Annotated in this window: 22 protein-coding genes; 11 read left to right on the top strand and 11 right to left on the bottom strand. The window is 71.5% G+C overall.

Features of this window, described 5'->3' with window-relative positions; genetic code table 11:
* Window positions 1–59 precede the first annotated feature (59 nt).
* Window positions 60–533, top strand: a complete 474-nt coding sequence (locus ACGFYN_RS38910) for a carboxymuconolactone decarboxylase family protein (RefSeq protein WP_393870705.1) — start codon at window positions 60–62, stop codon at window positions 531–533.
* A 105-nt stretch (window positions 534–638) separates the two neighbouring features.
* On the top strand, window positions 639–1562 hold the full coding sequence (locus tag ACGFYN_RS38905) for an RNA polymerase sigma-70 factor (RefSeq protein ID WP_393870704.1): 924 nt from the start codon (window positions 639–641) through the stop codon (window positions 1560–1562).
* A 642-nt stretch (window positions 1563–2204) separates the two neighbouring features.
* On the opposite strand, the gene ACGFYN_RS38900 is transcribed toward ACGFYN_RS38905, so the two are convergent.
* Entirely contained in the window at window positions 2205–3116 is a 912-nt protein-coding gene (locus ACGFYN_RS38900; protein ID WP_393870703.1) for an SDR family oxidoreductase, read from the bottom strand.
* A gap of 86 nt (window positions 3117–3202) precedes the next feature.
* On the opposite strand from ACGFYN_RS38900, the gene ACGFYN_RS38895 reads away from it, so the two are divergent.
* The gene (locus ACGFYN_RS38895; protein WP_393870702.1) at window positions 3203–3769 is read left to right on the top strand and encodes a TetR/AcrR family transcriptional regulator; all 567 of its coding nucleotides are present in this window, start codon (window positions 3203–3205) and stop codon (window positions 3767–3769) included.
* Window positions 3770–3823: 54 nt separating this feature from the next.
* Here ACGFYN_RS38895 and helR read toward each other — a convergent pair whose 3' ends face one another.
* Window positions 3824–5980, bottom strand: a complete 2157-nt coding sequence (gene helR, locus ACGFYN_RS38890) for an RNA polymerase recycling motor ATPase HelR (protein ID WP_393870701.1) — start codon at window positions 5978–5980, stop codon at window positions 3824–3826.
* Between the two features lie 149 nt (window positions 5981–6129).
* A complete protein-coding gene (locus tag ACGFYN_RS38885; protein WP_393870700.1) occupies window positions 6130–6720 on the bottom strand; it encodes a TetR/AcrR family transcriptional regulator in 591 nt (196 codons plus the stop codon).
* A 137-nt stretch (window positions 6721–6857) separates the two neighbouring features.
* Between ACGFYN_RS38885 and ACGFYN_RS38880 the strand changes: the two genes are divergently transcribed.
* Entirely contained in the window at window positions 6858–7877 is a 1020-nt protein-coding gene (locus tag ACGFYN_RS38880) for an aldo/keto reductase (RefSeq protein WP_393870699.1), read from the top strand.
* Between the two features lie 14 nt (window positions 7878–7891).
* Entirely contained in the window at window positions 7892–8824 is a 933-nt protein-coding gene (locus ACGFYN_RS38875) for an LLM class flavin-dependent oxidoreductase (RefSeq protein ID WP_393870698.1), read from the top strand.
* On the opposite strand, the gene ACGFYN_RS38870 is transcribed toward ACGFYN_RS38875, so the two are convergent.
* Window positions 8748–11927: an error-prone DNA polymerase gene (locus ACGFYN_RS38870; protein ID WP_393870697.1), complete on the bottom strand. Its 3180-nt coding sequence runs from the start codon at window positions 11925–11927 to the stop codon at window positions 8748–8750. The two genes, ACGFYN_RS38875 and ACGFYN_RS38870, sit on opposite strands and share 77 nt — an antisense overlap.
* A 117-nt stretch (window positions 11928–12044) precedes the next feature.
* Here ACGFYN_RS38870 and ACGFYN_RS38865 point away from each other — a divergent pair, with 117 nt between their 5' ends.
* Window positions 12045–13217 carry an SRPBCC family protein gene (locus ACGFYN_RS38865; protein ID WP_393870696.1) on the top strand — a complete coding sequence of 391 codons (1173 nt, stop codon included), beginning with the start codon at window positions 12045–12047 and terminating at the stop codon, window positions 13215–13217.
* 148 nt (window positions 13218–13365) lie between these two features.
* On the opposite strand, the gene ACGFYN_RS38860 is transcribed toward ACGFYN_RS38865, so the two are convergent.
* Window positions 13366–14169: a VOC family protein gene (locus ACGFYN_RS38860; RefSeq protein ID WP_393870695.1), complete on the bottom strand. Its 804-nt coding sequence runs from the start codon at window positions 14167–14169 to the stop codon at window positions 13366–13368.
* Between the two features lie 124 nt (window positions 14170–14293).
* Between ACGFYN_RS38860 and ACGFYN_RS38855 the strand changes: the two genes are divergently transcribed.
* The gene (locus ACGFYN_RS38855; RefSeq protein WP_393870694.1) at window positions 14294–15145 is read left to right on the top strand and encodes a maleylpyruvate isomerase family mycothiol-dependent enzyme; all 852 of its coding nucleotides are present in this window, start codon (window positions 14294–14296) and stop codon (window positions 15143–15145) included.
* A 15-nt stretch (window positions 15146–15160) separates the two neighbouring features.
* Here the strand turns inward: ACGFYN_RS38855 and ACGFYN_RS38850 are convergent, their stop codons facing one another.
* The 5 genes from ACGFYN_RS38850 to ACGFYN_RS38830 form a co-directional block, all read right to left on the bottom strand.
* Window positions 15161–15748 (bottom strand): TetR/AcrR family transcriptional regulator, encoded by a 588-nt coding sequence (locus ACGFYN_RS38850; protein ID WP_393870693.1) that lies wholly within the window; start codon window positions 15746–15748, stop codon window positions 15161–15163.
* 37 nt (window positions 15749–15785) lie between these two features.
* Window positions 15786–16820 (bottom strand): proline racemase family protein, encoded by a 1035-nt coding sequence (locus tag ACGFYN_RS38845; protein WP_393870692.1) that lies wholly within the window; start codon window positions 16818–16820, stop codon window positions 15786–15788.
* 123 nt (window positions 16821–16943) lie between these two features.
* Window positions 16944–18479, bottom strand: coding sequence for a DNA polymerase Y family protein (locus ACGFYN_RS38840; protein WP_393870691.1), 1536 nt, complete (start codon window positions 18477–18479; stop codon window positions 16944–16946).
* A gap of 329 nt (window positions 18480–18808) precedes the next feature.
* On the bottom strand, window positions 18809–19153 hold the full coding sequence (locus ACGFYN_RS38835; protein WP_393870690.1) for an ANTAR domain-containing protein: 345 nt from the start codon (window positions 19151–19153) through the stop codon (window positions 18809–18811).
* 467 nt (window positions 19154–19620) lie between these two features.
* Window positions 19621–20325: a hypothetical protein gene (locus tag ACGFYN_RS38830; RefSeq protein WP_393870689.1), complete on the bottom strand. Its 705-nt coding sequence runs from the start codon at window positions 20323–20325 to the stop codon at window positions 19621–19623.
* A 197-nt stretch (window positions 20326–20522) separates the two neighbouring features.
* Here ACGFYN_RS38830 and ACGFYN_RS38825 point away from each other — a divergent pair, with 197 nt between their 5' ends.
* Genes ACGFYN_RS38825 through ACGFYN_RS38815 form a run of 3 tightly spaced genes read left to right on the top strand, consistent with a single transcriptional unit; the run spans window position 20523 to window position 22569 of the window.
* Complete coding sequence (locus ACGFYN_RS38825) at window positions 20523–21509, top strand: alpha/beta fold hydrolase (RefSeq protein ID WP_393870688.1); 987 nt, start codon at window positions 20523–20525, stop codon at window positions 21507–21509.
* Between the two features lie 48 nt (window positions 21510–21557).
* Window positions 21558–22109 (top strand): YciI family protein, encoded by a 552-nt coding sequence (locus ACGFYN_RS38820; protein ID WP_393870687.1) that lies wholly within the window; start codon window positions 21558–21560, stop codon window positions 22107–22109.
* 25 nt (window positions 22110–22134) lie between these two features.
* Window positions 22135–22569, top strand: a complete 435-nt coding sequence (locus ACGFYN_RS38815) for a nuclear transport factor 2 family protein (RefSeq protein WP_393870686.1) — start codon at window positions 22135–22137, stop codon at window positions 22567–22569.
* 15 nt (window positions 22570–22584) lie between these two features.
* Here the strand turns inward: ACGFYN_RS38815 and ACGFYN_RS38810 are convergent, their stop codons facing one another.
* Entirely contained in the window at window positions 22585–23055 is a 471-nt protein-coding gene (locus ACGFYN_RS38810) for a signal peptide protein (protein ID WP_393870685.1), read from the bottom strand.
* A 217-nt stretch (window positions 23056–23272) separates the two neighbouring features.
* Between ACGFYN_RS38810 and ACGFYN_RS38805 the strand changes: the two genes are divergently transcribed.
* Window positions 23273–23599, top strand: coding sequence for a hypothetical protein (locus ACGFYN_RS38805; protein WP_393870684.1), 327 nt, complete (start codon window positions 23273–23275; stop codon window positions 23597–23599).
* The last annotated feature ends 547 nt before the right edge of the window (window positions 23600–24146 follow it).

Below are 24146 nucleotides of genomic sequence, written 5' to 3'. Positions count from 1 at the left end.
GCGGTCGGGCCACCCCGTCCCAGGGGGTGTAGCCAGTGACGACCACAGGGGAGCACACCATGGAAGCGCGAGTGAACTACTTCACCAGCCCGACCGCCGGCAAGGCCGTCAAGCACCTGATGCCGGCGGGCCGGGCACTGAAGGAGGCGCCGTTGCCGGCCGCGACGCAGGAACTGGTGGCGCTCCGCGTGAGCCAGATCAACGGCTGCGCCGTCTGCATCGACATGCACGCCAAGGACGCCGCCGCGGCCGGCGAGACCTCGGTTCGGCTGAACCTGGTCGCGGCCTGGCGGGAGGCCACGGTCTTCACCGAGGCCGAGCGCGCCGCTCTGGAGCTGGCGGAGGCGGGCACCCGGGTCGCGGACGGCGCGGGCGGGGTCAGCGACGAGGTGTGGGCCTCTGCCGCCAAGCACTACGACGAGGAGCAACTCACCGCCCTGGTGGTTCTGGTCTCCTTCATGAACATGGTGAACCGGCTCAACGTCATCAGCCGGCAGCCGGCCGGAGACTACGAGCCCGGACAGTTCCACTGATCGGTGCGCTCGTGACGGATCCCGAGGGGTCTCAACGGGTCTCAACGGTCTCAACGGATCGCAACAGGTCGTAACGGGAAGATGTGCAGGGGGAGTTGAGTGGACGTGAGCAAGGTCGAGGAGTTCGAGGAGCTGCGGCCGCTGCTGTTCTCGATCGCCTACCGGATCCTGGGCAGCGTGGGCGAGGCCGAGGACGCGGTGCAGGAGGCATGGCTGCGCTTCGACGGCACCGCGACTCGCCCCACCTCGACCAAGGCCTACCTCTCGACCACGGTGACGCGGATCGCCATCGACGTGCTGCGCTCCGCGCGGGTACGGCGGGAGCAGTACGTCGGCCCGTGGTTCCCCGAGCCGCTGCTGAACGACCCGTACGAGGACCCGGCGCGGGCGATGGAGCTGGCCGACTCGGTGTCGATGGCCGCCCTACTGTTGCTGGAGCGGCTCAGCCCGCTGGAACGCGCGGTGTTCGTGCTGCGCGAGGTGTTCGGCTTCGGCTTCGACGAGGTCGCCGCCGCGGTGGGGCGGACGGAGGCGGCGTGCCGGCAGTTGCTGGTACGGGCGCGGCGGCACATGCAGGACGGACGGCCGCGCTTCGAAGCGGTCCGCACCGAGCGGGAGGAGCTGGCGTCGCGGTTCTTCGACGCCCTGCGCGAAGGCGACGTGGCTTCGCTGCAGGACCTCCTCGCCGCGGACGTGTCGATGGCCGGCGACGGCGGCGGCAAGGCCCCGCAGCTGGCCAGAGCCGTCGTCGGCGCCGACAACGTGGCCCGGCTGCTGGCCTCCGTCTTCCCCTGGATGGCCCGGATCGACGTGACCATCGAGCCGCACGAGATCAACGGCCAGCCCGGCGCGGTCTTCCGCGACCGGGAGGGCGGGGTCGTCAACGTCATGGTGCTCGACGTGCTGGACGGGCGGATCCGCACGATCCGCTCGGTGATCAACCCCGACAAGCTCGGCCACGTCGGACCGGTCGCCGACGCCTGGGCCCTCGACCGCGAGCTGAGACGAGTACGCCGGCAGCCGAACTGACGCCCGGCCGCCACCCGCCGGCCGCGAGCCGAGGCGGATACGTGGGCAGCTGAACTGACGGTCGCCGGCCTCCCGCTCGCCGCGAGGTGAGGTGCGTACGCCAGGAGCCGAGCTGACGGTCGGTGGCCCCCGCCGGCAGCGGGCAGCGGGCTGCGGCGCGTAGGCCAGGAGCCGAACTGGCGGTCGCCCGCTCGCCGTTGGGCGCGAGCTGAGCCGACGGCCGACCGGCCTGACCACTGGCCGCGCGCCGAACCAACCACCGGCCGTCAACCGATCCGACCGCCGGCGGGTCGAGCCGTAAGCCGGCCGAACCGACCGCCGGCCGTGAGGCGATCCAACCGCTGACCGCTGACCGCCGGCCGTCAACCGAACCGGCCGTCAACCGAACCGGCCGTCAACCGAACCGGCCGTCAACCGAACCGGCCGTCAACCGAACCGGCCGGCAACCGAACCGAGTGCCAGCCAACGGGCCGAGCCGCCGCCCGGCCGATCCGACCGCCGGCGCGGGCCGAACCGTAAGCCAGCCGAACCGACCGCCGGCTGCGAGGTGAACCAACAACCGGCCGCGAGCCGAACTACCCCCGGCCCCCCGCGTTCCCACAGTCAGCCGCCCCCACAACCGGCCCACCCCACCCCCGCCGCTCAGGAGCCCTGGAAGTAGTGCCCCTTGTCGAGGTCCTCCAACAGGCCGGGCTGGGTCGGTTCCCAGGCCAGCAGGCCTCGCGTGAGCGTGTTCGACGCCGGGGCGTCGAGGCCGAGGAAGGCGCTCAGCCAGGTGAAGTGCCCGGGCGCGTCCTCGGGCGTCACGGAGGTCACCGGCACGTCGAGGTGCCGGCCGATCACCTCCGCCACGTCGCGGATCGCGACGCCCTCCTCCGCGACGCCGTGCAGCACCGACCCCGCCGGGGCCTCCTCGACCGCGAGCCGGAACAGCCGGGCCGCGTCGAGGCGGTGGACGGCCGGCCAGCGGTTGGCGCCGTCGCCGATGTAGCCGGAGACGCCCTTGTCCCGGGCGACGGCGACCAGGGACGCCATGAACCCGTGGTCCCCGTCGCCGTGGCAGGTCGGGGAGAGCCGCACGATCGACGAGCGCACGCCGCGCTCGGCGAGGGCGAGCACCGCGAGCGACGTGGACGCGCGGATGGACAGCGCCGAGCCGTCGACCGTGGGCATGTCCCGCTCGCTCGCCACCTGCCCGGGCTTCAGACCGGCAAGGCCGGAGGCCAGGACGAACGGGCGGTCGGTGCCGGCCAGCGGCTCGGCCAGGGCGTCGACGGCGCGGCGGTCGGCCTCGGCGGCACCCTGGAAGTCGCCGCTGAAGGCGATGTCGTGCTTGAAGGCGAGGTGAACCACCCCGTCCGCCTCGGCTGCGGCGCCGGCCATCACGTCGAGGTCGTCGACGCTGCCGCGCACCACGTCCGCTCCCGCGGCGGTGAGGGCGGCGGCGGAGGAGTCGGAGCGGGCGAGGCCGGTGACCTCGTGGCCCGCTTCGAGGAGCTCGGGAACGAGCGCGGATCCGATCCAGCCGGACGCGCCGGTCACGAAGATGCGCATGGGAAAGCCCCAAACTGTCGATGTCAGTGACTGACGTCAACGCTAGCACCTGATGTCAGTGACTGCCATCGCGTAGGATCTGGGCCATGGTGAGATGGGAGCCGAACGCACGCGAACGCCTGGCCAAAGCGGCGTTGGAGCTGTACAGCGAGCGCGGCTACGAACGCACGACGGTGGCGGAGATCGCCAAACAGGCCGGGCTGACCGAGCGGACCTTCTTCCGGCACTACGCCGACAAGCGCGAGGTGCTCTTCGACGGCGCGGGCGCGTTGCAGGAGCTGTTCGTGAAGTCCGTCGCCGAGGCGCCGGAGTCGGCGGCACCGATCGACATGGTGGCGGCCGCGCTCGAGGCGGTCTCCGCGGTCTTCGTCGACCGCCGCCCCTTCGCCCGTAAGCGCCAGGCCGTGATCATGGCGAACGCGGAACTCCAGGAGCGCGAGCTGATCAAGCTCGCCGCGCTGTCGGCCGCGCTGTCCGGCGCGCTGCGCCACCGCGGCGTGGACGAACCGGCCGCGAGCCTGACCGCCGAGGCGGGCCTCGCCGTCTTCAAGATCGGCTTCGAGCGCTGGGTCGCGGAGGGTGAGGAACGCCCGATGGGCGAGCTGATGCAGGAGTCCCTCGACCAGCTCAAGGCTGTGACCGCGGGGAGCTGACGCGCGTCGGCCGATCCGGCAACAGCCTTCCCCCCGCGGTCGAGTTGGTTTACGTCAGGAGCTGGTGAGGACGACCAGTCGCTGGGTCGCGCGGGTCATCGCCACATAGCGGTCGACCGCCCCCTCGACGCCCTCGCCGAAGGACTCCGGGTCGACGAGGACGACCAGGTCGAACTCGAGGCCCTTCGACAGTTCCGGTGGCAGTGAGCGGACGCGGGGCGTCGCCCCGAACGCGGGATCGCCGATGACGCAGGCGATCCCTTCGTCGTGCGCGGTGAGCCAGGCGTCGAGGACCGAGTCCAGTTCCGCGACGGAACCGTGGACGACCGGGATGCCGCTGTTGCGGATGGAGGTCGGCACGTTGGCGTCCGGGAGCACGGTCCGGATGACCGGCTCGGCCTCCGTCATCACCTCTTCCGGTGTGCGGTAGTTGATGCTCAAGGACGCCACCTCGATGCGGTCGAGGCCGATCCGTTCGAGCCGTTCCTGCCACGACTCGGTGAAGCCGTGCCGGGCCTGGGCGCGGTCGCCGACGATGGTGAAGCTCCGGGACGGACAGCGCAGCAGCAGCATCTGCCACTCCGCGTCGGTCAGTTCCTGGGCCTCGTCCACGACGATGTGCGCGAACGGGCCAGCCAGCAAGTCCGGTTCGGCGGTGGGCAGTTCGGACTCGTCGACCAGGCTGACCTTGGCGTCCTGGCCGCGCAGCATCATCACCAGGCCCTCGCCGTCGTCGGTGTCGGCGCCGGAGGAGGCCGCGGCCTCGATCAGGTTGTCGACGACCTGGGTCATCCGCTCGCGCTGGGCGGCGAGGACGGCCGCGTGCCGCAGCCGCTGCCGGGCCGCTTCCGGGTCCCCGAGCCGCTGCCGGGCCGCGTCCAGAAGCGGCAGGTCGGACACGGTCCAGGCCTGGGCGTCGGGGCGCCGGAGCTTCTTCACCGCGTCGCGGTCGAGCCAGGGCGCGCACATCCGCAGGTAGGCGGGCACGGACCACAGGTCGCCCACGAGGTCGGTCGCTTCGAGCAGCGGCCAGGCGCTGCTGAGGGCGCCGACCAGCTCCTTGTCCTGCCGCAGCGCCCTGAGGAACTGCTCGGGCGGGACGTCGTCGCCGGCGTGTTTGTCCAGCAGGATCGAGGCGAGTTTCTCCCAGATCTGCTCGCGCGCCTCGTTGTGCGGGGTGCCCGGCTCCGGGGCCTCGAACGCCTCGGTCCAGTCGTCGGCGGTCAGCGGGATCTCGGTCCAGCCGACCGTGACCGTCATCGCCTCGGCGGGCGGCTCCTCGTAGAACCGGACGGCCTTCTCGATCGCGTTCACCATGTCCGCGGACGCCTTCAGGGCGGCCACGTCCGGGTCGGTCTCGGCCACCGCCGATGCTCCCTCGGTGACGAGGTCGCGGACGGTGCAGGTCTGCACGCCCTCCTCGCCGAGGCTGGGCAGGACGTCGGCGACGTAGGCCAGGTAGGGCTGGTGCGGGCCGACGAACAGGACGCCGCCGCGCCGGTGCCCGAGACGCGGGTCCGAGTACAGCAGGTGGGCGGTGCGGTGCAGGGCGACGACGGTCTTGCCCGTGCCGGGACCGCCGTCGACGACCAGGGCGCCGCGGGACCCCGCCCGGATGATCGCGTCCTGGTCGGCCTGGATGGTGGCCAGCACGTCACGCATCCGGTCCGACCGGTTGCCGCCCAGGCTGGCGATGAACGCGGACTGGTCGTCCAGCGCGGCGTGCCCCTCCAGCCCGTCGGCGGTGAACACCTCGTCCCAGTAGTCGCTGATCAGGCCGCGGGTCCAGCGGTACCGGCGACGGCTCGCCAGGCCCATCGGGTTGGCGTGGGTGGCGGCGAAGAACGGCTCGGCCGCGGGGGAGCGCCAGTCGACCAGCAGCCGGCGGCCCTCGCTGTCGGTGAGGCCGAGACGGCCGATGTACAGGGGCTCGGAGCCGTCCGCGGCGACGATATGGCCGAGACACAGGTCCAGGCCGAAGCGGCGCAGCGTGCGCAGACGGCTGTTCAGCCGGTGGACCTCGACGTCCCGGTCCATCGCCTGCCGGCCCAGGCCGCCCGGCGCCCTGAGCTCAACGGCGAGCTGCTCGGACAGTTCGGCGATCGTCTGCTCCAGGCACTGCGCGATGGCGGCGAAATGCCGCTCGTCGCGGGCGATCAGCGCCGGGTCGGCCTTTGAGGAGAGGCGATCGGGCAGATCGAATGCTGACAAAGACGTGCGCACTTCGGGAATCCCCCATTTCCGCAGGTTCTGGCTTCGGCCTGCGATTGTGCGGCACGACCCCGGCCTTGCCGCAAGCCCCCCAGTGCGCTATAAGTTGAGAGTGGCAAGGAGTGGCTGACCTCCTTGCCTTTTGTCTTTCACCGAGGCCGGCGCAGTCCCGCGATGAGGAGTGCGACCAGTCGGCGGGCGTCGTAGCGGGGATCGCTGTCCGCGCCGGCACAGAGGTTCCCGACGCCGCGCATCAGCTCGTAGGCCTCCGGGGCGGAGGGGACCTCGCCCGACTCGGCCGCCGCGTCCAGGAGTTGGGTGCATACGGGCACGAGGCGTTCGAGGAAGTAGGCGTGCAGCGTGTCGAATCCGGCGCTGTCGGAGTGCAGCACGCCGGCCAGGCCGTGCTTGGTGACGAGGAAGTCGACGAACAGGCTGATCCAATCCCGTAGCGCGGCATAGGGAGTTGGGCTGCTCGCCAGCAGGGCCGGTCCGGCCTCGGCACACGCTTCGACCTGGTGCCGGTAGACGGCGACGATGAGATCCGCCCGCGTCGGGAAGTGCCGGTAGATGGTGCCCACGCCGACGCCGGCCTTGGCCGCGACGTCGCGCACCGGCGCCTCAACGCCCGACGCCACGAAGACCTCGGCGGCCGCGTTGAGCAGCGTCTCCTTGTTGCGCCGGGCGTCCGCCCGCTTGGAGCGGGCCGCCTGTCCCTTGCCCTCGTCACTGTCGTTCACCCTGCCACTCCCGCGCTCTCTCTTGCCAAAACGGAACTGTGTTCCGTATCGTCGTTTCCGGAACGAGGTTCCGTTTGCTCATGATGTCAGAGCCGGAGCCCGGCCACCAAGCCATGCCTCGATGGAGGAATACGCTCATGCAGTACCGCACCTTGGGCCGCACCGGCGTGCAGGTCAGCTCCCTCGCACTCGGCGCGATGAATTTCGGCAGGATCGGGCGCACCACCCAGGACGAGGCCACCGCCATCGTCGACGCCGCCCTCGAAGCCGGCGTCAACGTCATCGACACCGCCGACATGTACGGCGACGGCGAGTCGGAGGAGATGGTCGGCAAGGCCATCGCCGGCCGGCGCGAGGACATCGTGCTCGCCACGAAGGCCGGTATGCCGATGGGTGGCGAGCGCAACCACCAGGGCAGTTCACGCCGCTGGCTGGTCACCGAGCTGGACGACAGCCTGCGCCGGCTCGGCGTCGACCACGTCGATCTCTACCAGATCCACCGGTGGGACCCGCGGACCGGCGACGAGGAGACGCTGTCGGCCCTGACCGACCTCCAACGCGCGGGAAAGATCCGCTACTTCGGCTCCTCGACCTTCCCCGCCCACCGCATCGTGCAGGCCCAGTGGGCCGCCCGCGAACACCGTCTGAGCCGCTACGTCACCGAGCAGCCCAGCTACTCCATCCTGCAACGCGGGATCGAGACCCACGTCCTGCCCGTGACCGAGGAGTACGGGCTCGGCGTGCTGGTGTGGAGCCCACTGGCCTCGGGCTGGCTGTCGGGGGCGATCCGCGAGGGCCGCGAGATCACCGGGAACCGCGCCGCCTTCATGCCGCAGCGCTTCGACATCGCCGTCCCGGCCAACCGGGCGAGGCTCGACGCCGTGGAGCGGCTGGCCGCCGTCGCCGACGAGGCCGGCCTGACGATGATCCAGCTCGCACTCGGCTTCGTCACCGCGCACCCCGCCGTCACCAGCGCGCTCATCGGCCCCCGCACCCTGGACCACCTGCACTCCCACCTCGCGGCCGCGGACACCGTGCTCTCCGCCGACGTACTCGATGCCGTGGACGCGATCGTCGCCCCCGGCACCGACCTCGCCGCGGACGAGAAGCACGACACCCCGCCCGCGCTGCTCGACCCGTCACTCCGGCGTCGCTGAGGAATGAGATCTTCATGCCGCACACCACCCGACCCAGCTTCGGCATCATGACCGCCCCGCAACAGGTCGACTACGACGACCTGTTGCGGGTCTGGCGCGAAGCGGACGCGATCCCGCAGATCGAGCACGCGTGGCTGTTCGACCACCTCATGCCGATCGGCGGTGACCCCGCCGGGCCGGCGTTCGAGGGCTGGACGCTCCTCTCGGCGCTGGCCGCGCAGACCAGGCGGCTGCGGCTCGGCGTGATGGTGACCAGCAACCGGTTCCGGCCGCCCGCGCTGCTCGCCAAGATCGCCACCACGGTCGACGTCGTCTCCGGCGGACGGCTGGACCTCGGCATCGGCGTCGGCTCCCGGCCCGGCCATCCGCCGGCCCGGCGCGAGTACGCCGCTCACGGGCTGCCCTTCCACGACACCGCCCACGCCGTGGGCAGTCTCGCCGAAGCCTGTACGGTGATACGGCGGTTGTGGACCGAGGCCGAACCGTTCGACTTCCACGGCGACTACGTCCAGCTCACCGGAGCGTTCGGGAACCCGAAACCCGTCCAGCGCCCCCACCCGCCGATCCTGATCGGCGGCCGCTCGTCCGCGACGCTGCGCGTGGTCGCCGAGCACGCCGACCTGTGGAACATCCCGGGCGGCGACATCGACGACGTCGTCCGCCGCAGCGCACTCCTCGACCGCTACTGCGCCGAGATCGGCCGCGACCCCGCCACGATCACCCGTTCCCTCCACCTTCCCGTCGACTACGAGCGGCCCGGTCCCACCCGGGACGCGATCGACGAAGCGGTCGACGCCGGCTTCCGGCACATCGTCCTCGGGCTGCCGTCGCCCTATCCGGCCGGCGTCGCACCATGGGTCGCCGACGAACTCATCGGCGTCCGGGCACACGGCGCGGCGGACGCGGCGATGTCGGCACCGCCAGGCTCCCGGCCCGGTGGACGATGACGTTGAAGGAGCCGTGCTCGCGCTCGACATGACCGTCGAGCAGGACCGCCGGGGCTTCGAGCAGGACGCGGCGGCAGCGCTCCCAGACGGGCGGGGAGAACACCAGGTTGACCATGCCGGTCTCGTCCTCCAGGGCGCCGAAGGCCACGCCGTTGGCCGTGGGCGGGCGTTGCAGGTACTTGGCGAGCCCGCCGAGCCGTACGCGGGTCTGGTCGGCCATGGCGCGGACGGCCGCGGCGGTCTGCGCGCCCCGGCGGTCGAGGAGTGGCCGTACGTGGTGCACCGGGTGGCCGGTGGTGCTGGCGCCGGTGGCGGTCAGGTCGGCCACCGTCTCCTCCGCCCGGCTCATGACCGGCAGGTCGGGGGCGGGGGCGAGGGTGCCCAGGCCGGGCAGGTAGGGCTGGACGCTGCGGGGGAAGGCGCCGGCCGTCCACAGGGCGCTGCGGCGGTGGTCGTCGAAGGCGGCGAACGCGCCGGCGGTGGCGAGCTGTTCCATCAGCCGGGCGGGCAGCCGAGTGCGGCGGGCGAAGTCCTCCAGATCGCCGAACGGCCGCACCTCGCGGGCGGCGACGATGCTGCGGGCGGTGTCCTCGCTGAGCCCGTTGACACTGGTCAGGCCCCGGCGGATGGCGAACTGCCCCTCCGCGCGGACGCGTTCGAGGGTGGCGTGCACCCGGGAGGTCCGCACGTCGACGTTGCGCACCTCGATGCCGTGGCGCTCGGCGTCCTGGATGAGGGTCTGGACGTCGTAGAAGCCCATGGGCAGGTTGGCCATGATCCCCGCGGTGAGGGCGGCCGGGTAGTAGTGCCTGATCCAGGCGCTGGCGTAGATGATGTGGGCCATCGACTGGGCGTGGCTCTCGGGGAAGCCGTAGTCGCTGAACGCCTCGATCATGGACGTGATCCGGGCGGCGGCCGCGGGCGGGATGCCGCTCGCGGCCATGCCCGCGAGGAGCCGGTCGCGCAGGGCGGCGACCTTCTCCGGCGCGTGCTTGGCGGCCATCGCCTTGCGCAGGTAATCCGCCTCGCCGGGGCTGAACCCCGCGCAGTCGATGGCCAGTTGCATGGCCTGTTCCTGGTAGAGGGCGACGCCGAGGGTCTTCTCCAGGGCGCGGCGGGCGAGCGGATGGGGGTAGGTGACCGGCTCCTCGCCGCGGCGGCGGCGCAGGAAGGGGTGCTTGGAACCGGCCTGGATCGGCCCCGGGCGGATGATCGAGGCGGCGATGGCGAGGTCGTTGAACGTCTTCGGGCGCAGCTGGGGCAGTGTGCTGATCTGCGCGCGGGACTCGACCTGGAAGACGCCGATGGTGTCGGCGCGGGCGATCATGCCGTACACCTTGGGATCGTCGGGCGGGATCGAGGTCAGGTCGAGGCGTACGCCGTGGTGCTCGGCGATCAGGTCGCAGGCGGTGTGCAGGGCGCTGAGTGTGCCCAGGCCCAGCAGGTCGATCTTGATCAGGCCGGCGGCGGCCACGTCGTCCTTGTCGCCCTGCAGGACCGAACGGCCCTCCGCGGTGGCCCACTCCAGCGGCATCACCTCGCCGAGCGGCTGCCGGGTGAGGACCATGCCGCCGACATGGATGCCCATGTGCCGTGGCAGGGTGTGGAGTTGGGCGGCGAGCCCGCGTACGTCCGCGGGCAGGTCGAGGTCCGGGCCGGGCGGGCCGTGGTCGATGTGCCGGGTCATCTCGCGTATGTGCGCGGCCGGATGGCCCAGAACCCTGGCGGCGTCCTGCACCGACAGCCGGGGCTGGTAGGTGATCACGTTGGCGACCTGGGCGGCATGGTCGCGGCCGTAGCGGCTGTAGACGTACTGGATGACCTCTTCCCTGCGGCCGGCTTCGAAGTCGATGTCGATGTCCGGCGGTCCGGCCTTCTCCACGGACAGGAAGCGCTCGAACAGCAGGCCGTTCTTGAGCGCGTCGACCGCGGTGATGGCGAGGACGTAGCAGACCACGCTGCTGGCCGCGGAGCCGCGGCCCTGGCACCAGATGCCGCGGCCGATCGCGAACTGGACGATGTCGTGGACGATGAGGAAGTAGCCCGCCATGTCCAACTCGCCGATCACATGGAGCTCGTGGTCGAGCTGCTTCCAGGCCGCGGCCACCTCGGGGGAGGGGTCGTCGCGGTCGCCGTAGCGGGCGGCGCAGGCCCGTTCGGCGAGATAGCGCAGCCAGGTGTTCTCGGTGAAGCCGGGCGGGGTGGGGAAGCCGGGCAGCTGCGGACGCAGGCCGCCGAGGTCGATCACGCAGGAGCGGCCGAGCTCGACCGTGGTCTCCAGCACGCCCGGGTGCCGGGCGAGTCCACGGCGCATTTCCGCGTACGAGCGCAGGTGCGCCGTCGGGGCCGGCATCAGGTGGCCGGCGGCGCGGTCCAGGGTCTCGCGGCGGCGCAGCGCGGCCAGCGCCTGGGCGAGTCGGGCCTGGCGCGGGGCGGCGTAGTGGACCGCGCCGGTCGCCACCACCGGCAGGCCGAGGCGGCGCGCGGCCACGACGGTGACATCGGCGGCGACGGAGTCCTGCGGCAGATGGTGGTCGACGATCTCGGCGTAGACGCTGCCGGTGCCGAAGACGTCGGTCAGCCGCTCCAGACGGTGGGCGACCGCGGCGACGTCGCAGCGCTCCGCGTCGGGGGCCGGGCAGCCGGGCAGTACCGCCCAGTGTCCGCTGCCCGCGGCCGCGGACAGCGCGTGCAGGTCGTGGACGGGGGCGTTCTTGGCACCCGCCAGCTGGCCGGCACTGATCGCCGACGACAGGAGCCGGAAGCCCTCCAACGTGCGGGCGAGGACCACGGGCGTGCCCAACTCCGGTTCTTCGAGAGTGAGTTCGGCGCCGTAGACGGTGCCGATGCCGGCCGGTCCGGCCGCCTCGGCCAGGCGGCGCGCGGCGTACAGGCCGTCCCGGTCGGTGACCGCGAGGACCTTGATGCCGAGCCGGACCGCCTCGGCGACGAGCTCGTCCGGCTGGGCGGCTCCCTGGAGGAAGGAGAAGGCGGAGTGGACGTGCAGCTCGGCCCAGCCCGGCCCGTCGTCCTCGCCGGGCGGCACGGGGAAGCCGATGACCTGCGCCTCAGCTGTCCTTTCACCCGTCCCTGGCGCACCCATGGCTCAATATTCGAATAAATGTGCGAACGATGCAAGCGTGGCCTGCCTCCGCCCGAACTGAACGAATGTCCAGCGCCAGTCTTGTACGATCGTTCAGTCCGCTCCTAGACTCCGCGCATGGTTTCCATCACAGCCTCCGATGTGCGGGAGATCGAGACCGGGTTCGACGCGGACCCGGCCCGCTCGATGTCCCTTCGAGCCGATGCGTACACCGAGCCCAAGTGGGCGCAGGCAGACCTCCAGGGGATCTTCGCCCGGACCTGGCAGTGGATCTGTCATGTGGAGAAACTGACCGCCCCGGGCAGCTACGTCTCCGCGACCGTGGCGGGCATGCCGATCGCGGTCGTCCGCGACCGGTCCGGCGCCCTGCGCGCCTTCTACAACGTCTGCAAGCACCGCGCCCACGAACTCCTCCAGGGTTCGGGCACCACCCGGAACATCGTGTGCCCGTACCACGCCTGGACGTACGGCCTGGACGGCTCGCTCAGGGCCGCACGCCGCGCCGACCGCATGCCGACCTTCGACAAGTCCGAGATCTGCCTCGACCAGGTGCTGGTGGAGGAGTTCGGCGGAATGGTCTACGTCAACCTCGACGCCGCGGCCGCGCGCCTGTCCGAGCAGGCCGGTGATCTGGCCGCGGACATCGCGCGATGGGCTCCCGACGTGGCCGACCTGACACACGCCAAGCGCCTCACCTACGACGTGCGCAGCAACTGGAAGAACGTGATCGACAACTTCCTCGAGTGCTACCACTGCCACATCGCGCACCGGGAGTTCGTCGATCTCGTGGACATGGACACCTACGAGGTGAGGGCCCACGGGATCTGGTCGAGCCACTTCGCCAAGGCCGGCCTGCACGAGAACGCCGCCTACGACGTGTCCGGGGCAACCGTCAACGAGCATGCCGTGTGGTGGCTCTGGCCCAACACCTGCCTGCTCCGCTACCCGGGCCGGGGCAACTTCATGGTCTTCCAGGTCGTCCCGGCGGGCCCGGACCGCACCCTGGAGACCTGGGACTTCTTCCTCGAGACCCCCGAACTCACCGAAGCGGAAACGCAGTCGGTCAGCTACATCGACGACGTGCTGCAGGTGCAGGACATCACCTTGGTCGAGAGCGTCCAACGCGGCATGGGCACACCCGCGTTCGACCAGGGCCGGATCGTCTACGACGCGGGGGGTTCGGGACTGTCCGAACACGGTGTCCACCACTTCCACGGCCTGGTGCTGGACGCCTACAGGTCGCTGGCCGGCCCGTCCGGAAAGAAGGACGCGCCATGCCGAAGCCAGTGATCACCACCTGCGCCCCCGCCGGCGGAATTCACACGCCCACGAGCGTGCCGGAACGGCTGGACGTGAAGCACGGGCTGTACCGGCTCATCGAGCCCGTACTCGGCGAGCGTGCCGTCGTGGGGCTGAGACCACACGTGCCGGCATCAAGTCATCCGGAATGGCCGGGATTTCCCAGCGGAACCGACCCGATCGTCAGACCTGCGACGGAGGAGTCCTCCAGGCTGACGCCCGTGATCCCCGCTCGTTCGGCGGTGCGGACGCGCAGGGCTCCACCGGGCCAGGTGAAGGCGAGTTCGTCGTCGTGCTCGGTGACCTCGGCCTTGAGGACGGAGGCGAAGAGATCCTTGGTGAACTCAGGGTCGGTGGTGCTCAGGTGGGTCGGTCCGAGAATGACGGCGGGCCCGGGAGGAGTGCTCCACACGGAGGTCCACCAGTCCGAGTCCGTCGCCCCGCCGGTGCTCGGGAGGGTCGAGACGTCGCGCTCGCGCGTGGCGAGCAGCTCTTCGGTGGACGGGTACGGGCGGTCCGTCTGGGCGAGCTGGATGACGACGCGATGCCTGGCGTCGGGGAGGAGGAAGGCCTCGCGCCAGGCGGGGTGCTCGTAGTCCTCACCGACGACCGTCGCGCCGATGGACCGCGCCTGCTCCACGGCCTCGCGAAGGTCCGGAACCGTGAACGTCACGTGATGCGCGCCCTCGCCGTGCTTGTCGAGGAATCGACCGAGAAAGCCGGGACCGTTCGGTTCGAGCAGCTCGATGCGGGCGCCCGCGTGGGTGGTTCCGACGTAGAACAGCAGGTACCGAAACTCCTCGAGGGTCTCCCCGATGACGGGCGTGGCACCGAGTTCCCTCCGCAGCCGCCTCGCCCAGCTCATCGCGTCCCGCACGGCGAACGAGGTGTGGTCGAAGTCGACGGCTACGGCTGATGCGGCGGAGTGATCGTGTGAAGTCATCGGTCCTCAATCTACGACTTGAACGAGCGTTCAGGCAATCACCGGCCAGCGGCCGCGCTGTGAGGCCGTCTCGGCAACGGGTATTTGGATGGCGGACCGGCATCCTGGCTGCGAGGCTTCGGCCATGAGCGCCCCAGCCGACAGCCTGTCCGGTCCCGTCCGGCTCGGCGAGCCGATCGACGCCCGCCCGCTGTTCGCGTCGGAGCTGACGTCCCTGCTCGACCTGCTGCGCGCGCTGCGGCCCTCCGAGTGGAACAACACTGCGGTGCCGGGCTGGACGGTGCACGATCTCGCCGCTCATGTCCTCGGCGACTTTCACGGGCGTCTCGGCTGGAGAACACCCGGACATGAGCGCATCATCGCGCCGGGCGAGACACTGGAAGCCTTCATCCACCGCATCAACCAGGAATGGGTCGAACTCCACGCCCATCAAAGCCACGCAGCGATCGTCGAGGGCCTGGAACTGGCCGGCTCCCAGGTCGGCCGCCGCTTCGAGAGCGCCGACCTGCACGCCGCGGGCATGGCGGTGTCCTGGGCCGGAGCGGACCCGGCGCCGGCCTGGCTCGACATCGCCCGGGAGTTCACCGAGTACTGGACCCACCGCCAGCAGATCCGCCATGCCACCGGCCGCAGCACCGACTCGGGAGCCCGGGCCCTGTCCAAGGTCCTGGACACCTTCATGCGCGCCCTGCCCCACACCCTGCGCGACACGCAGGCGCCCGCCGGCACGCAGCTCCACGTCGTCATCGACGGGCCGGGCGGCGGCACCTGGGCCGTGACCGCGACTCCGGACCGCTGGTCGCCGGCCGAAGCGCCCGGCAGCCGGCCGACCACGACGGTCTCGCTGGACTGGGAGACCGCATGGCGGCTGTGCACGCGCGGCATCGACCCAAGCACCGCTCTCGCCCGCGTCCGCGTCAGCGGCGAACGCCAACTGGCCGTCGCCGCCTGTCAGATCGTCTCCATCGTCCACTGAATCGCGAAGACGAGTTCAGTGGTCGGCGAACGCGATCTCCTCGCAGCGCTTGACGCATCTGCGGATCGACGCCTGGTCGAGACCGAGGAGGGCTGTCAGCCACAGGCCGTTCTGGAGTACGTCGATGTCCGCCGCGCGGCGGTTGGACTCGCCTCGGGTGATCGTCGGTCGCGCTGCCCGGATCAGTGCTGCGAGGTCGGATCTGTACTTCTTCTGGGCCGTCGTGTTGATGTCGGCGAAGTCCTCGTGAGCCTGGGCGAGGGCCCACAGCTGGAGCCGTAGTGACAGGTACTCCTGGGTGAGGAACTGCGGTTCCGCGATGCGGCGCAGGACGAGACGGACCTGCTTCTCCGGGGAGAGGGACGCGTCCACGGCGAGCAGGGCCACGTCCTGTTCCTCGATCCGGTGGAGCACCGCACGGATCAGGCTGGTCTTGTCGGCGTAGTGGTAGTTCACGAGGCCCAGCGCGACCTCGGCCTCGCGGGCCACGGCACGGACGCTCACGCCGGAAATCCCGTGACGCGCCAGCAGCTTCAGCGTGGCGTCGAGGATGCGGGCCTGTCTGTCCACCGGCTGAGCAGCGCGTTCGGCATGAGCGTCCATGCGACAACATTAATCAGCCGTGGCGGGCGGCCGGACGTCACCTCAGGACGAATCCGGTACCGAGGGTGTCGTCGGGATCGAGCTCGAAGCGGTGCTCGCCGGTGCGGTACGCCATCCCCGTGACCTCCGGGACGACGGCCGCGTGGCCGCCGGCGGTCAGCTCCTCGACGATCCGGGCGTGGAAGCGGGTTCCGACGATCGAGTCGTGCACCAGGGTCCGGCCGGGAGCGAGGCGACCCGTCGCCGCCAGGACCGCGACGCGCGAGCAGGTGCCGGAGCCGCAGGGGGAGCGGTCGACCTGGCCGTCCGCGAAGACGGTGACATCGCGCTGGTGCGGGTCACCGTTCTCGTCGGTGCCGAGGTCGTCGTAGACGATGGTGCCGTAGATGCCGCTGAGGCGGTCGTCGACGGGGTGGCGGGCGAACGGGGTGTCGTTCAGTGCCCACTTCACCTCGCGCCCGATCGCGATGAGGTCGGAGTAGAGCTCTGGGGTGACGGACAGCCCGACCTGCGCCGCGTCGAGGTGGGCGTAGAGCGCGCCGCCGTAGCCGATGTCGACGGTGACGTTCCCGCGGGTGGTCATGACGGGGACGTGCCCGGCGAGGCGGTAGCTGGGGACGTTGACGAAGTCGACGGCGGTGACGCGTTCGCCGGTCGTGTGCACGCGCAGTGTGACCCGGCCCGACGGGACGTCGATCACGACCGGGGAGCTGCCGGAGGGGTCGCGGGCGACGCGGCGGGTCTGCACGGCCCAGACCGCTAGTGCGATTAGTGCGATGGAGCCGTGGCCGCAGGCGGTCGAGAAGCCGTCCTTGTGCCAGAACAGCACGCCGAAGTGGGCGCCCTCGTCGTCGGGCGGGGTGATGAACCCGCCGTACATGTCGGCGTGTCCGCGGGGTTCGCGGCAGAGCAGCTTGCGCAGCCCGTCCGCGTCGGGGTCGTCGATGGCGAACATGCGGCGCTCGGCCACGGTGGCTCCCGGGAAGGCGGCCGGCGGGTCGGGCACGATCCGGAACGGTTCGCCGCCGGTGTGGTGGTCGACGGTCCTGATCACTGCGTACGCGCCTGCCACGGGTGCTCCTCGTGTCGTCGCGGTTCCTGACGACCGGGATGCCGGTCATCGCCGTAGCGGCATATCGGCATATCGGCATGTTGCCTGGAGGGCTCCCGCGTCCTAAGGCCCTTGATGTCAGTGTCAGCCATAGTGGGCCTCCGCCCACCAGCGGCCGTGCTCGACGACCAGGAGCCAGGCGCGGCCGTCGGCGGCGGTGATCTGCATGCGGGCGATGCGGCGGGAGCGGTTGTGGTCCCACCACCACTCCAGTACGGGCCAGGGGCCCGCCCAGCCCTCGACCGTGGCGTCGCCGTAGCCCTCCACGGCGAGGCGGTCCGGGGCGGCGGACAGGGCCATGCGGCCGGAGACCGCCACCTGCCGCCCGCCCGCGTCGGTGAGCTCGGCGGGCAGCCAGTGCGGGAAGACCGTGGCCGGGTGGGGAGTCGGCAGCCGGCCCGGCCACGGGCCGTCCGGCGGACGCGGGCCGGTGTCCAGGTCGCCGAACGGGACCAGGCGGACCTGGTCCGCCGGGCCACGGCCGCCGCCCAACTCCACGCGCACCACGGCACGGTGGCCGAGCATGGCCTGCACCCGGGCGGCGGCCCGCTCGATCTCCTCGGGGGTGTGGCGCTCGCCGAACAGCGCGCTCTGGCGGCCGGTGGCCGTGGTCAGCTGCTCGGGACGCAGCGCGAGGCGGACGATGCCCTGCTCGCCTCCGGCGTCGAGCAGCCCGGCGTCCGCCCATGCCTGAAGGACACCGCGTACCCGCTCGGCGACCGCGAGCGCGGACAGCCGGCCCTCGTGGCGGAAGATCCGCGACAAGGTGCGGCCGTCGGCGAGTTCCACGGCGGCCTCCAGCCGGGCGCACACCACCCCGGCCGCGGCCAGGCGCTCATGGAGCTGTTCGGCGCTCGCCTTCGCTGCGAACACGACGGGTTCGAGGAGGCCGGCGGCAGGCTCGAAGGAGTACGCCACGGTGTGCGCCTCCGTGTCCGCCCTTACGGCGAGCGGGCGCTCGTGGCGGCCGTGGGCAATGCGGTGGGCGGTGCCGCCCTCGGCGCCGAAACGGGCCAGCACCTTGGCCTCGGGCAGTGCCGCATACGCGCCGACCGTGCGGATGCCAAGACGCTGCAGCAGCTCCGCCAGTCTGGGCACGCCGAGGACGCCCACCGGATACGGGGCGAGCCACGCGGCCTCGCCGCCGTGCGGCACGACGGCCCCGGTGCGGGCGGCGAGGGCGGCGGCGAAGACCGAGTCGGCGATGCCCGCGCGGGCCGGCAGGTCCATCTCGGCCAGGGCGCCCACCAGACGGTCGGCCAGCTGCGGCTCACCGCCCCAGTAGCGGGAGGGGCCGTGGGCGGGCGCGGCGATCAGGCCGGGGCGGACGACCTCCAGGCGCGGCATGACCGTGCCCTCGACATGGCGGACGGCCGGCTCGAACACCCGTATCTCGGCGGCGAGATCCCGCTCCACCACCCGCAGGTGCGCACAACGGGACTGCGCGGCCCGCACGCGCATCCGCCGCCGTACGCCTGCCGCCCGCGCGGCCGTTGAGCAGGCCACCACCTCGTCGCGGTGGACGACCGCTACGGGTTCGGCGCCCTGGAGGCCGGCCGCGACGACCGGGAAGTCGGGGACCCAGCCGACGATGATCCTGCTGCTCCGCCCGTCGCTCATGAACCGATATTCGAATGTGCGTGCGATTAAATCAAGTCACCTGTCTCAGGTCATGTACCTGTTCGCACGGTGTGTGTGTCGAGCCGGCACGCGACGAGCCCGCCGCGCGGGCCACACGGAGACACGGGGGCCACGGGAAGATCCGGCCGCACGAGGCCACGCAAGCTCACGCCGCGAAACGCCACGCGGCGGGAAGGCGGCTCCCCGGGGCGAGCGGCCCCGGAGAACCCGAGGGGCTGTTTTCCCAACCCCTCGTTGCTTCGGGTAGCCCCTTCGCGGGCGCCTCACACACCCGACGGCAGATGCCTGACCCGTTCGGCCCTTGAGCATCAGTCGCGGTGCGGGGCGTGCGAGTGCATGTACTCCAGTGCTTCGAGGACGACGGTGCGCCCGGGAAACCACTCGGGCGAGGGCGCGCTCGGCGGCGGAGGGGTCACGACGGCCGAGGCGAGGACCCGCATCGGCACGTTGTGACGCTGGGACGCCTGCTTCGGCAGGCCGAAGGCCGCGTCCGCGTCGGCCACGGCGTAGCGCTCGAGCAGCACCCCCTGGGCCATGCCGATCAGCGGGCCGGCGCGGACCTCGGCGTGCAGGCCGAACACCTCGGCCTGCAGGTCCTCGCCCCCGATCGGCGCTTCCGCCCGCCTCCGGGGGCACCGCGGCCAGAGCCGCACCGAGTCTGGGGTACACGCGCAGGGCCGGCGACGGCGAGAACAGCGCCTGCACATGCGGTGCCGCCGCGATCACCAGGACGGGGTTCTCCGCGAGATGGCGTGTGCGGGTGTCGAGGACCCGGACGGCCGCCGCGCTGACGAGCCGGAGGCCGGTGAGATCCAGTACGAGGCGCTGTTCCGCGCGGGACGCCATTTGGGCGTGGTGGGCCAGATCCCGGGTCAGCGGGGCGGCACCGTCGGCATCGAGGACACCCGACAGGCACAGGATTTCCACCTGGCCGTCCGTCGCCTGCACGGTGAGGGCCGCACCGTGCGTCGTGCCGCCACCGGGCAGCGGGGCCGCTCGCTCCTGTGTCATGCGGCCGATCCTTCCGCCGGGCTGCGGCCCCTTCCCGACCGTCTGCTCCAGACTCGCTCCACCCTGTGCGTGGTGGCGACCAGTAACGCCCACCCCTTCCGGCGAGGGCTCACCCCACCACGCGAAGGACCGGCCGTTCCCGGCGTGAGGCCGTGTCCAGGGGCACGGCCTGACGGGCGCCCGGTTCCGCCGCGCCGCGTACAGGCGCGACGTGGCCGTCGGACCCGGGCAGCCACATCTCCGCATACCGCGGCACGGCCGCCGCGCCGCGTCCGGCGGCCGCCACCCGCACCCGCCGCCCGCGCAGCAGACCGTGCCCACCGCCGATGCCCTCCCAGGCCGCGGACACCACGCTCATCCGCACCTCGGCGCCCTGCCAGGAGTCGGCGGCCAGCAGCACCGATCCGCTGCGCCTCAGTACGGCGGCCAGCCGGCGGGCGATCCGGTCGGGCACCGGTTCGAGCCGCCCCACCAGGACCACCGGCACGGCCTCGGCGACGGTGGCGAGAACGTGTGCCCACTGACGGCCTGGATCATCGATCCGCATCCCGCTCGCCAGTTCCAGCCCGGCGGCCTGCGCCGCCAGTGCTCCCATCTGCGGCAGGCCCACCGCCGCCCAGCCGACCGCGCCGCCGGCCGCCTCGGCGGCGAGCGCCAGCAGCAGCGGCATGTCGCCACCGGCGCTGACCGCCGTTCCGGGGCGGATGCGTCCCTCCGGGAGCAAGGCTCCGAGCGGCGACGCGGGCGCCCACTCGTGCGCCGACCCGGCAGCACCGCCACTTGCTTCCACGCTCGCCACCGGTCTTGCAGACATGCCTAAATATTCGAGCATTTGTTCGAGCGAATCAAGTCGGTGAGGACGCGTGTCGTGCGGGGGTGTGACTGTGCCGGGGCGCGCTCCCGCGACTTGCCGAATCGGCAAACGTGCTCCTCCTCCGCCCCGGGCCTTCCGCATGATCGAGGTACATCGGCAGCGGAAACAGTCCTGATCGGTCCTGGAGGAGAGCCCGCATGACGCAGCAAGTCCCGGAGATCACACACCGATTGATCCCGTCACCGGCAGGCCGCATCCACCTCGCGGAACAGGGGGCCGGGCCACTGGTGCTGCTCGTCCACGGTTTCCCGGAATCCTGGTACTCCTGGCGCCACCAGCTGCCCGCCCTCGCCGCGGCGGGATTCCGCGCGGTCGCCGTCGACGTCCGCGGCTACGGCCGCTCCTCCCGGCCGGCCGCGGCAATGGCGTACCGCATGCTCGAACTGATCGAGGACAACGTCTCGGTCGTGCACGCCCTGGGCGAGGAGTCGGCGGTGATCGTCGGCCACGACTGGGGCGCGACCATCGCCGCGAACTCCGCCCTGCTCAGGCCGGAGATCTTCCGCGCGGTGGGACTGCTGAGCGTCCCCTACACCCCGCGCGGCGGACCCCGCCCCAGCGAGATCTTCGCCGGCATGGGCGGGGACGAGGAGTTCTACGTCTCCTACTTCCAGGAACCGGGTCGCGCCGAGGCCGAGATCGAACCCGACGTCCGCGGCTGGCTCGCGGGCTTCTACGCCGCCCTGTCCGCCGACACCATGCCCGCACCCGGCGCCCCCGACCCGCACTTCGTCGCCAAGGCCGGAACGCTGCGCGACCGGTTCCCCGCCGGCCGGCTGCCCGCATGGCTCGGCGAGGCGGAACTCGACCTCTACGCCGGGGAGTTCGAGCGCACCGGCCTCACCGGTGCCCTCAACCGCTACCGGAACATGGACCGCGACTGGGAGGACCTCGCCGCCTACGACGGCGCCCCCGTCACCCAGCCGTCGCTGTTCGCCGGCGGCACCCTGGACGCCTCCACGACCTGGCTGTCCGACGCGATCGAGGCGTACCCCGTCACGCTGCCCGGCCTGGTCTCCTCCCACCTCCTGGAGGGCTGCGGCCACTGGATCCAGCAGGAACGTCCCGACGAGGTCAACCGCCTCCTCCTCGACTGGCTGGCCGCCCTTCCGGCCACCCGCTGACACAACTCGCTTGAGACGCCACCCGTCGATGGGAAAGGCTGCGTGGTCATGGAGTACTTCTGCTACCACCGGGACCGGGTCGGATCACTGGCGCTGCGCGACGAGTTGCTGGAGGAGCACTGGTCCTACATGGACGGGTACGCGGCCGAGATGATCGCCCGCGGCCCGACCTTCGCCGACGACGGTGACACCCCCAGCGGCAGCGTGCACATCCTCGACCTGCCCGGTCCCGCCGCCGCCCGCGCCTTCGCCTTCGACGAGCCCAACTACCAGGCCGGCGTCTACCGTGACGTGCTGCTGCGCCGGTGGCGCAACCTGCTGGGGCGCACCATGTGGGACTTCCCCGGCGGCCGGGAGGGCGGCAACCGCTACCTCGTGCTCGGGCTCGGCTCGGGAGAGGGCGCCGACCTCGCCGTACCGCACGACACGGACGAACTCATCGCGTACGGGCCCCTGTTGTCTGACGACGGAGCCACCTGGCTCGGCACGGGCGTGCTGCTGCGGGCCCCGGACGCGAAGGCGGCGCGAGCCGTTCTGACGGCGGACCGGTATGCCGACATCGAGGTCCACGACTGGCAGTTCGGCGGACGGTCCCAGTGAACGCGGGCGCATATCCTCACAGATCATGAGCGCAGCCGCGGACACGTCCGCCGTCACGAACCTGATCGCCACGTACGCGGAACTGGTCGACACCGGTGACTTCGCCGGTGTCGGCGCGTTGTTCGCCGACGCCGTGTTCCTCGGCAGCGGGGCACCACTCGAAGGAGGCGAGGCCGTCGAGCGGATGCTCCGGGACACAGTGATCCTCTACGAGGACGGCACACCGCGCACCCACCACGTCACGACGAACATCGCCGTCGAGGTCGACGAGGCCACGGGCACGGCCGCCGCGCGTTCCTACGTCACCATCTTCCAGGCCCTGCCCGATCTGCCGCTGCAGTCCATCGCCGCGGGACGCTACAACGACCGATTCGTGCGCCGCGACGGGCAGTGGCGGTTCGCGGAACGCCGGGTCCGTATCCACCTGGCGGGCGATCTCAGCCGCCACCTGCGGAGTTAGCGGCCGCGGCCGGACTCAGTCGTAGAGAGCCACCCTCGGCTGCACCGTGCCCTCGGCCGACGGCTCGACGACGGTGAGGCCGTAGATCTCGGTGAGCCGCTCGCCCGGGTGCAGGGTGCGCCGGGCGCCGGGGAGGTCGGTGAAGAGGGTGCCGGTGCGGGACCCGACCCGGACCGGCTCCCAGGAGCCGTCCGCCGTGAGGCGCTCCAGCAGGACGTCCGACGGCGCCAGGTACGGGCCCCCGTCCGGCGACACCACCAGAAGCTGCGGTGCGACCGTGCGATCCTGCGCCGTGTCGTTGCGGTACGTGACCGTGAACTCGTGCTGCTCGCCGTCGGCCTGGAGGGAGCCGGCCGGCTCGTCCAGGTAGTGGCCGGGCGCGGCGGGCGTCCGCACCTGCGGCGAGGCGGCGGCTCCCGGCGCCGCCTGCCGCGCGGCCGCCATGGCGGGTCCCGCCGTGCCGGAGACCGCCACGACAAGAGCCACGGAAGCAAGCATGAGACGACTGTTCTTGGACGGCACGTTCGCTGATCCTTCGGGTTCGCTCGGATTCGCTCGGGTGAACTGGCCCGCCCCGTAAGGCTGTCGGCCCCGGACGTCATCGACGTCACCCGTCGCAGCCTAGGGGGCGGCGGCCACCGCATGGATCGGCCGAATGGCTGACGGGGGCGCATCGTCGACGGCGCCCGAGGAGTGGCGGGCGATGAACACCCGTGCGGTCGTTCGGCCGGTTGCGACCGAGGCGCAACTGGGCGACGACAGCTACCGCTTCGGCCGCATCGTGAAGCTGGGGGAGGGAGGACCACAGGACCGGTTTCCGAGCGGAGTGCTCGCCTACGACCATCGGGCCGCGTCGCAGCGGCCCGTCCCGGAATTCGCAGCGCTGACATCGGACCGTTCGTTGATGCCGCCGTTCTTCACCATGAACTGGGTCTGGCACAAGGGCTATTTCAGGACCGTGGCACACGAGGAGCTGAACGCCGGACACCTGCACCTGCTGGCCGGGGGTGCTGCGGGCGCAGCCTGCTGAGGGCACTCGCGTCCTGACGATGCCTGACGTGGTCAGTCATCGTCAGGACTCAGCTGGGGCAGACATCGGGTGTCCGCCCAACAGACTCATTTGCAGGGTGAGTTGGCGTGCCCGGTGCGGTGTCCGGGGTGTGCCGGTTGCCCTGGTGTGCCCGTTGGGTGGCAGTGTGTGCAGGCGCATACACAGCGTGAGACCTGATAAGATCATCCCACTTTCGGCAGGCTGACGGCGCGTCACGTTGCACGCGGGGGACGGTCGCCTCTACGACCCCATCGCCAAGGAGTTCCCGTGAATCCGGATGCACGGCCCGATGGGCGTGCGATGCGCCCGGCCCTCCCGCGAATCGCGCCGTCCTGTATTCGCTGTGATGAGGGTCCAAGCCAGCCATCCGGCGCCGTCGCGCCAAGTCCGGCCGGCGCTTGACCCGGCATTCTGAACGGTAGTCAACAACCGGTAATTAACGGCGTGTTGAGCTTGCGTAGGAACCCGGGTGGGGCTCTCAGAAGCTCGCTTCCCGGTGATAGCATCCCCGCATCTGCGACCTTGA

The sequence above is a fragment of the Streptomyces sp. NPDC048419 genome, from assembly GCF_043200415.1.
Lineage (GTDB): Bacteria > Actinomycetota > Actinomycetes > Streptomycetales > Streptomycetaceae > Streptomyces.
This window is presented reverse-complemented; position numbering and strand designations above follow the sequence as displayed.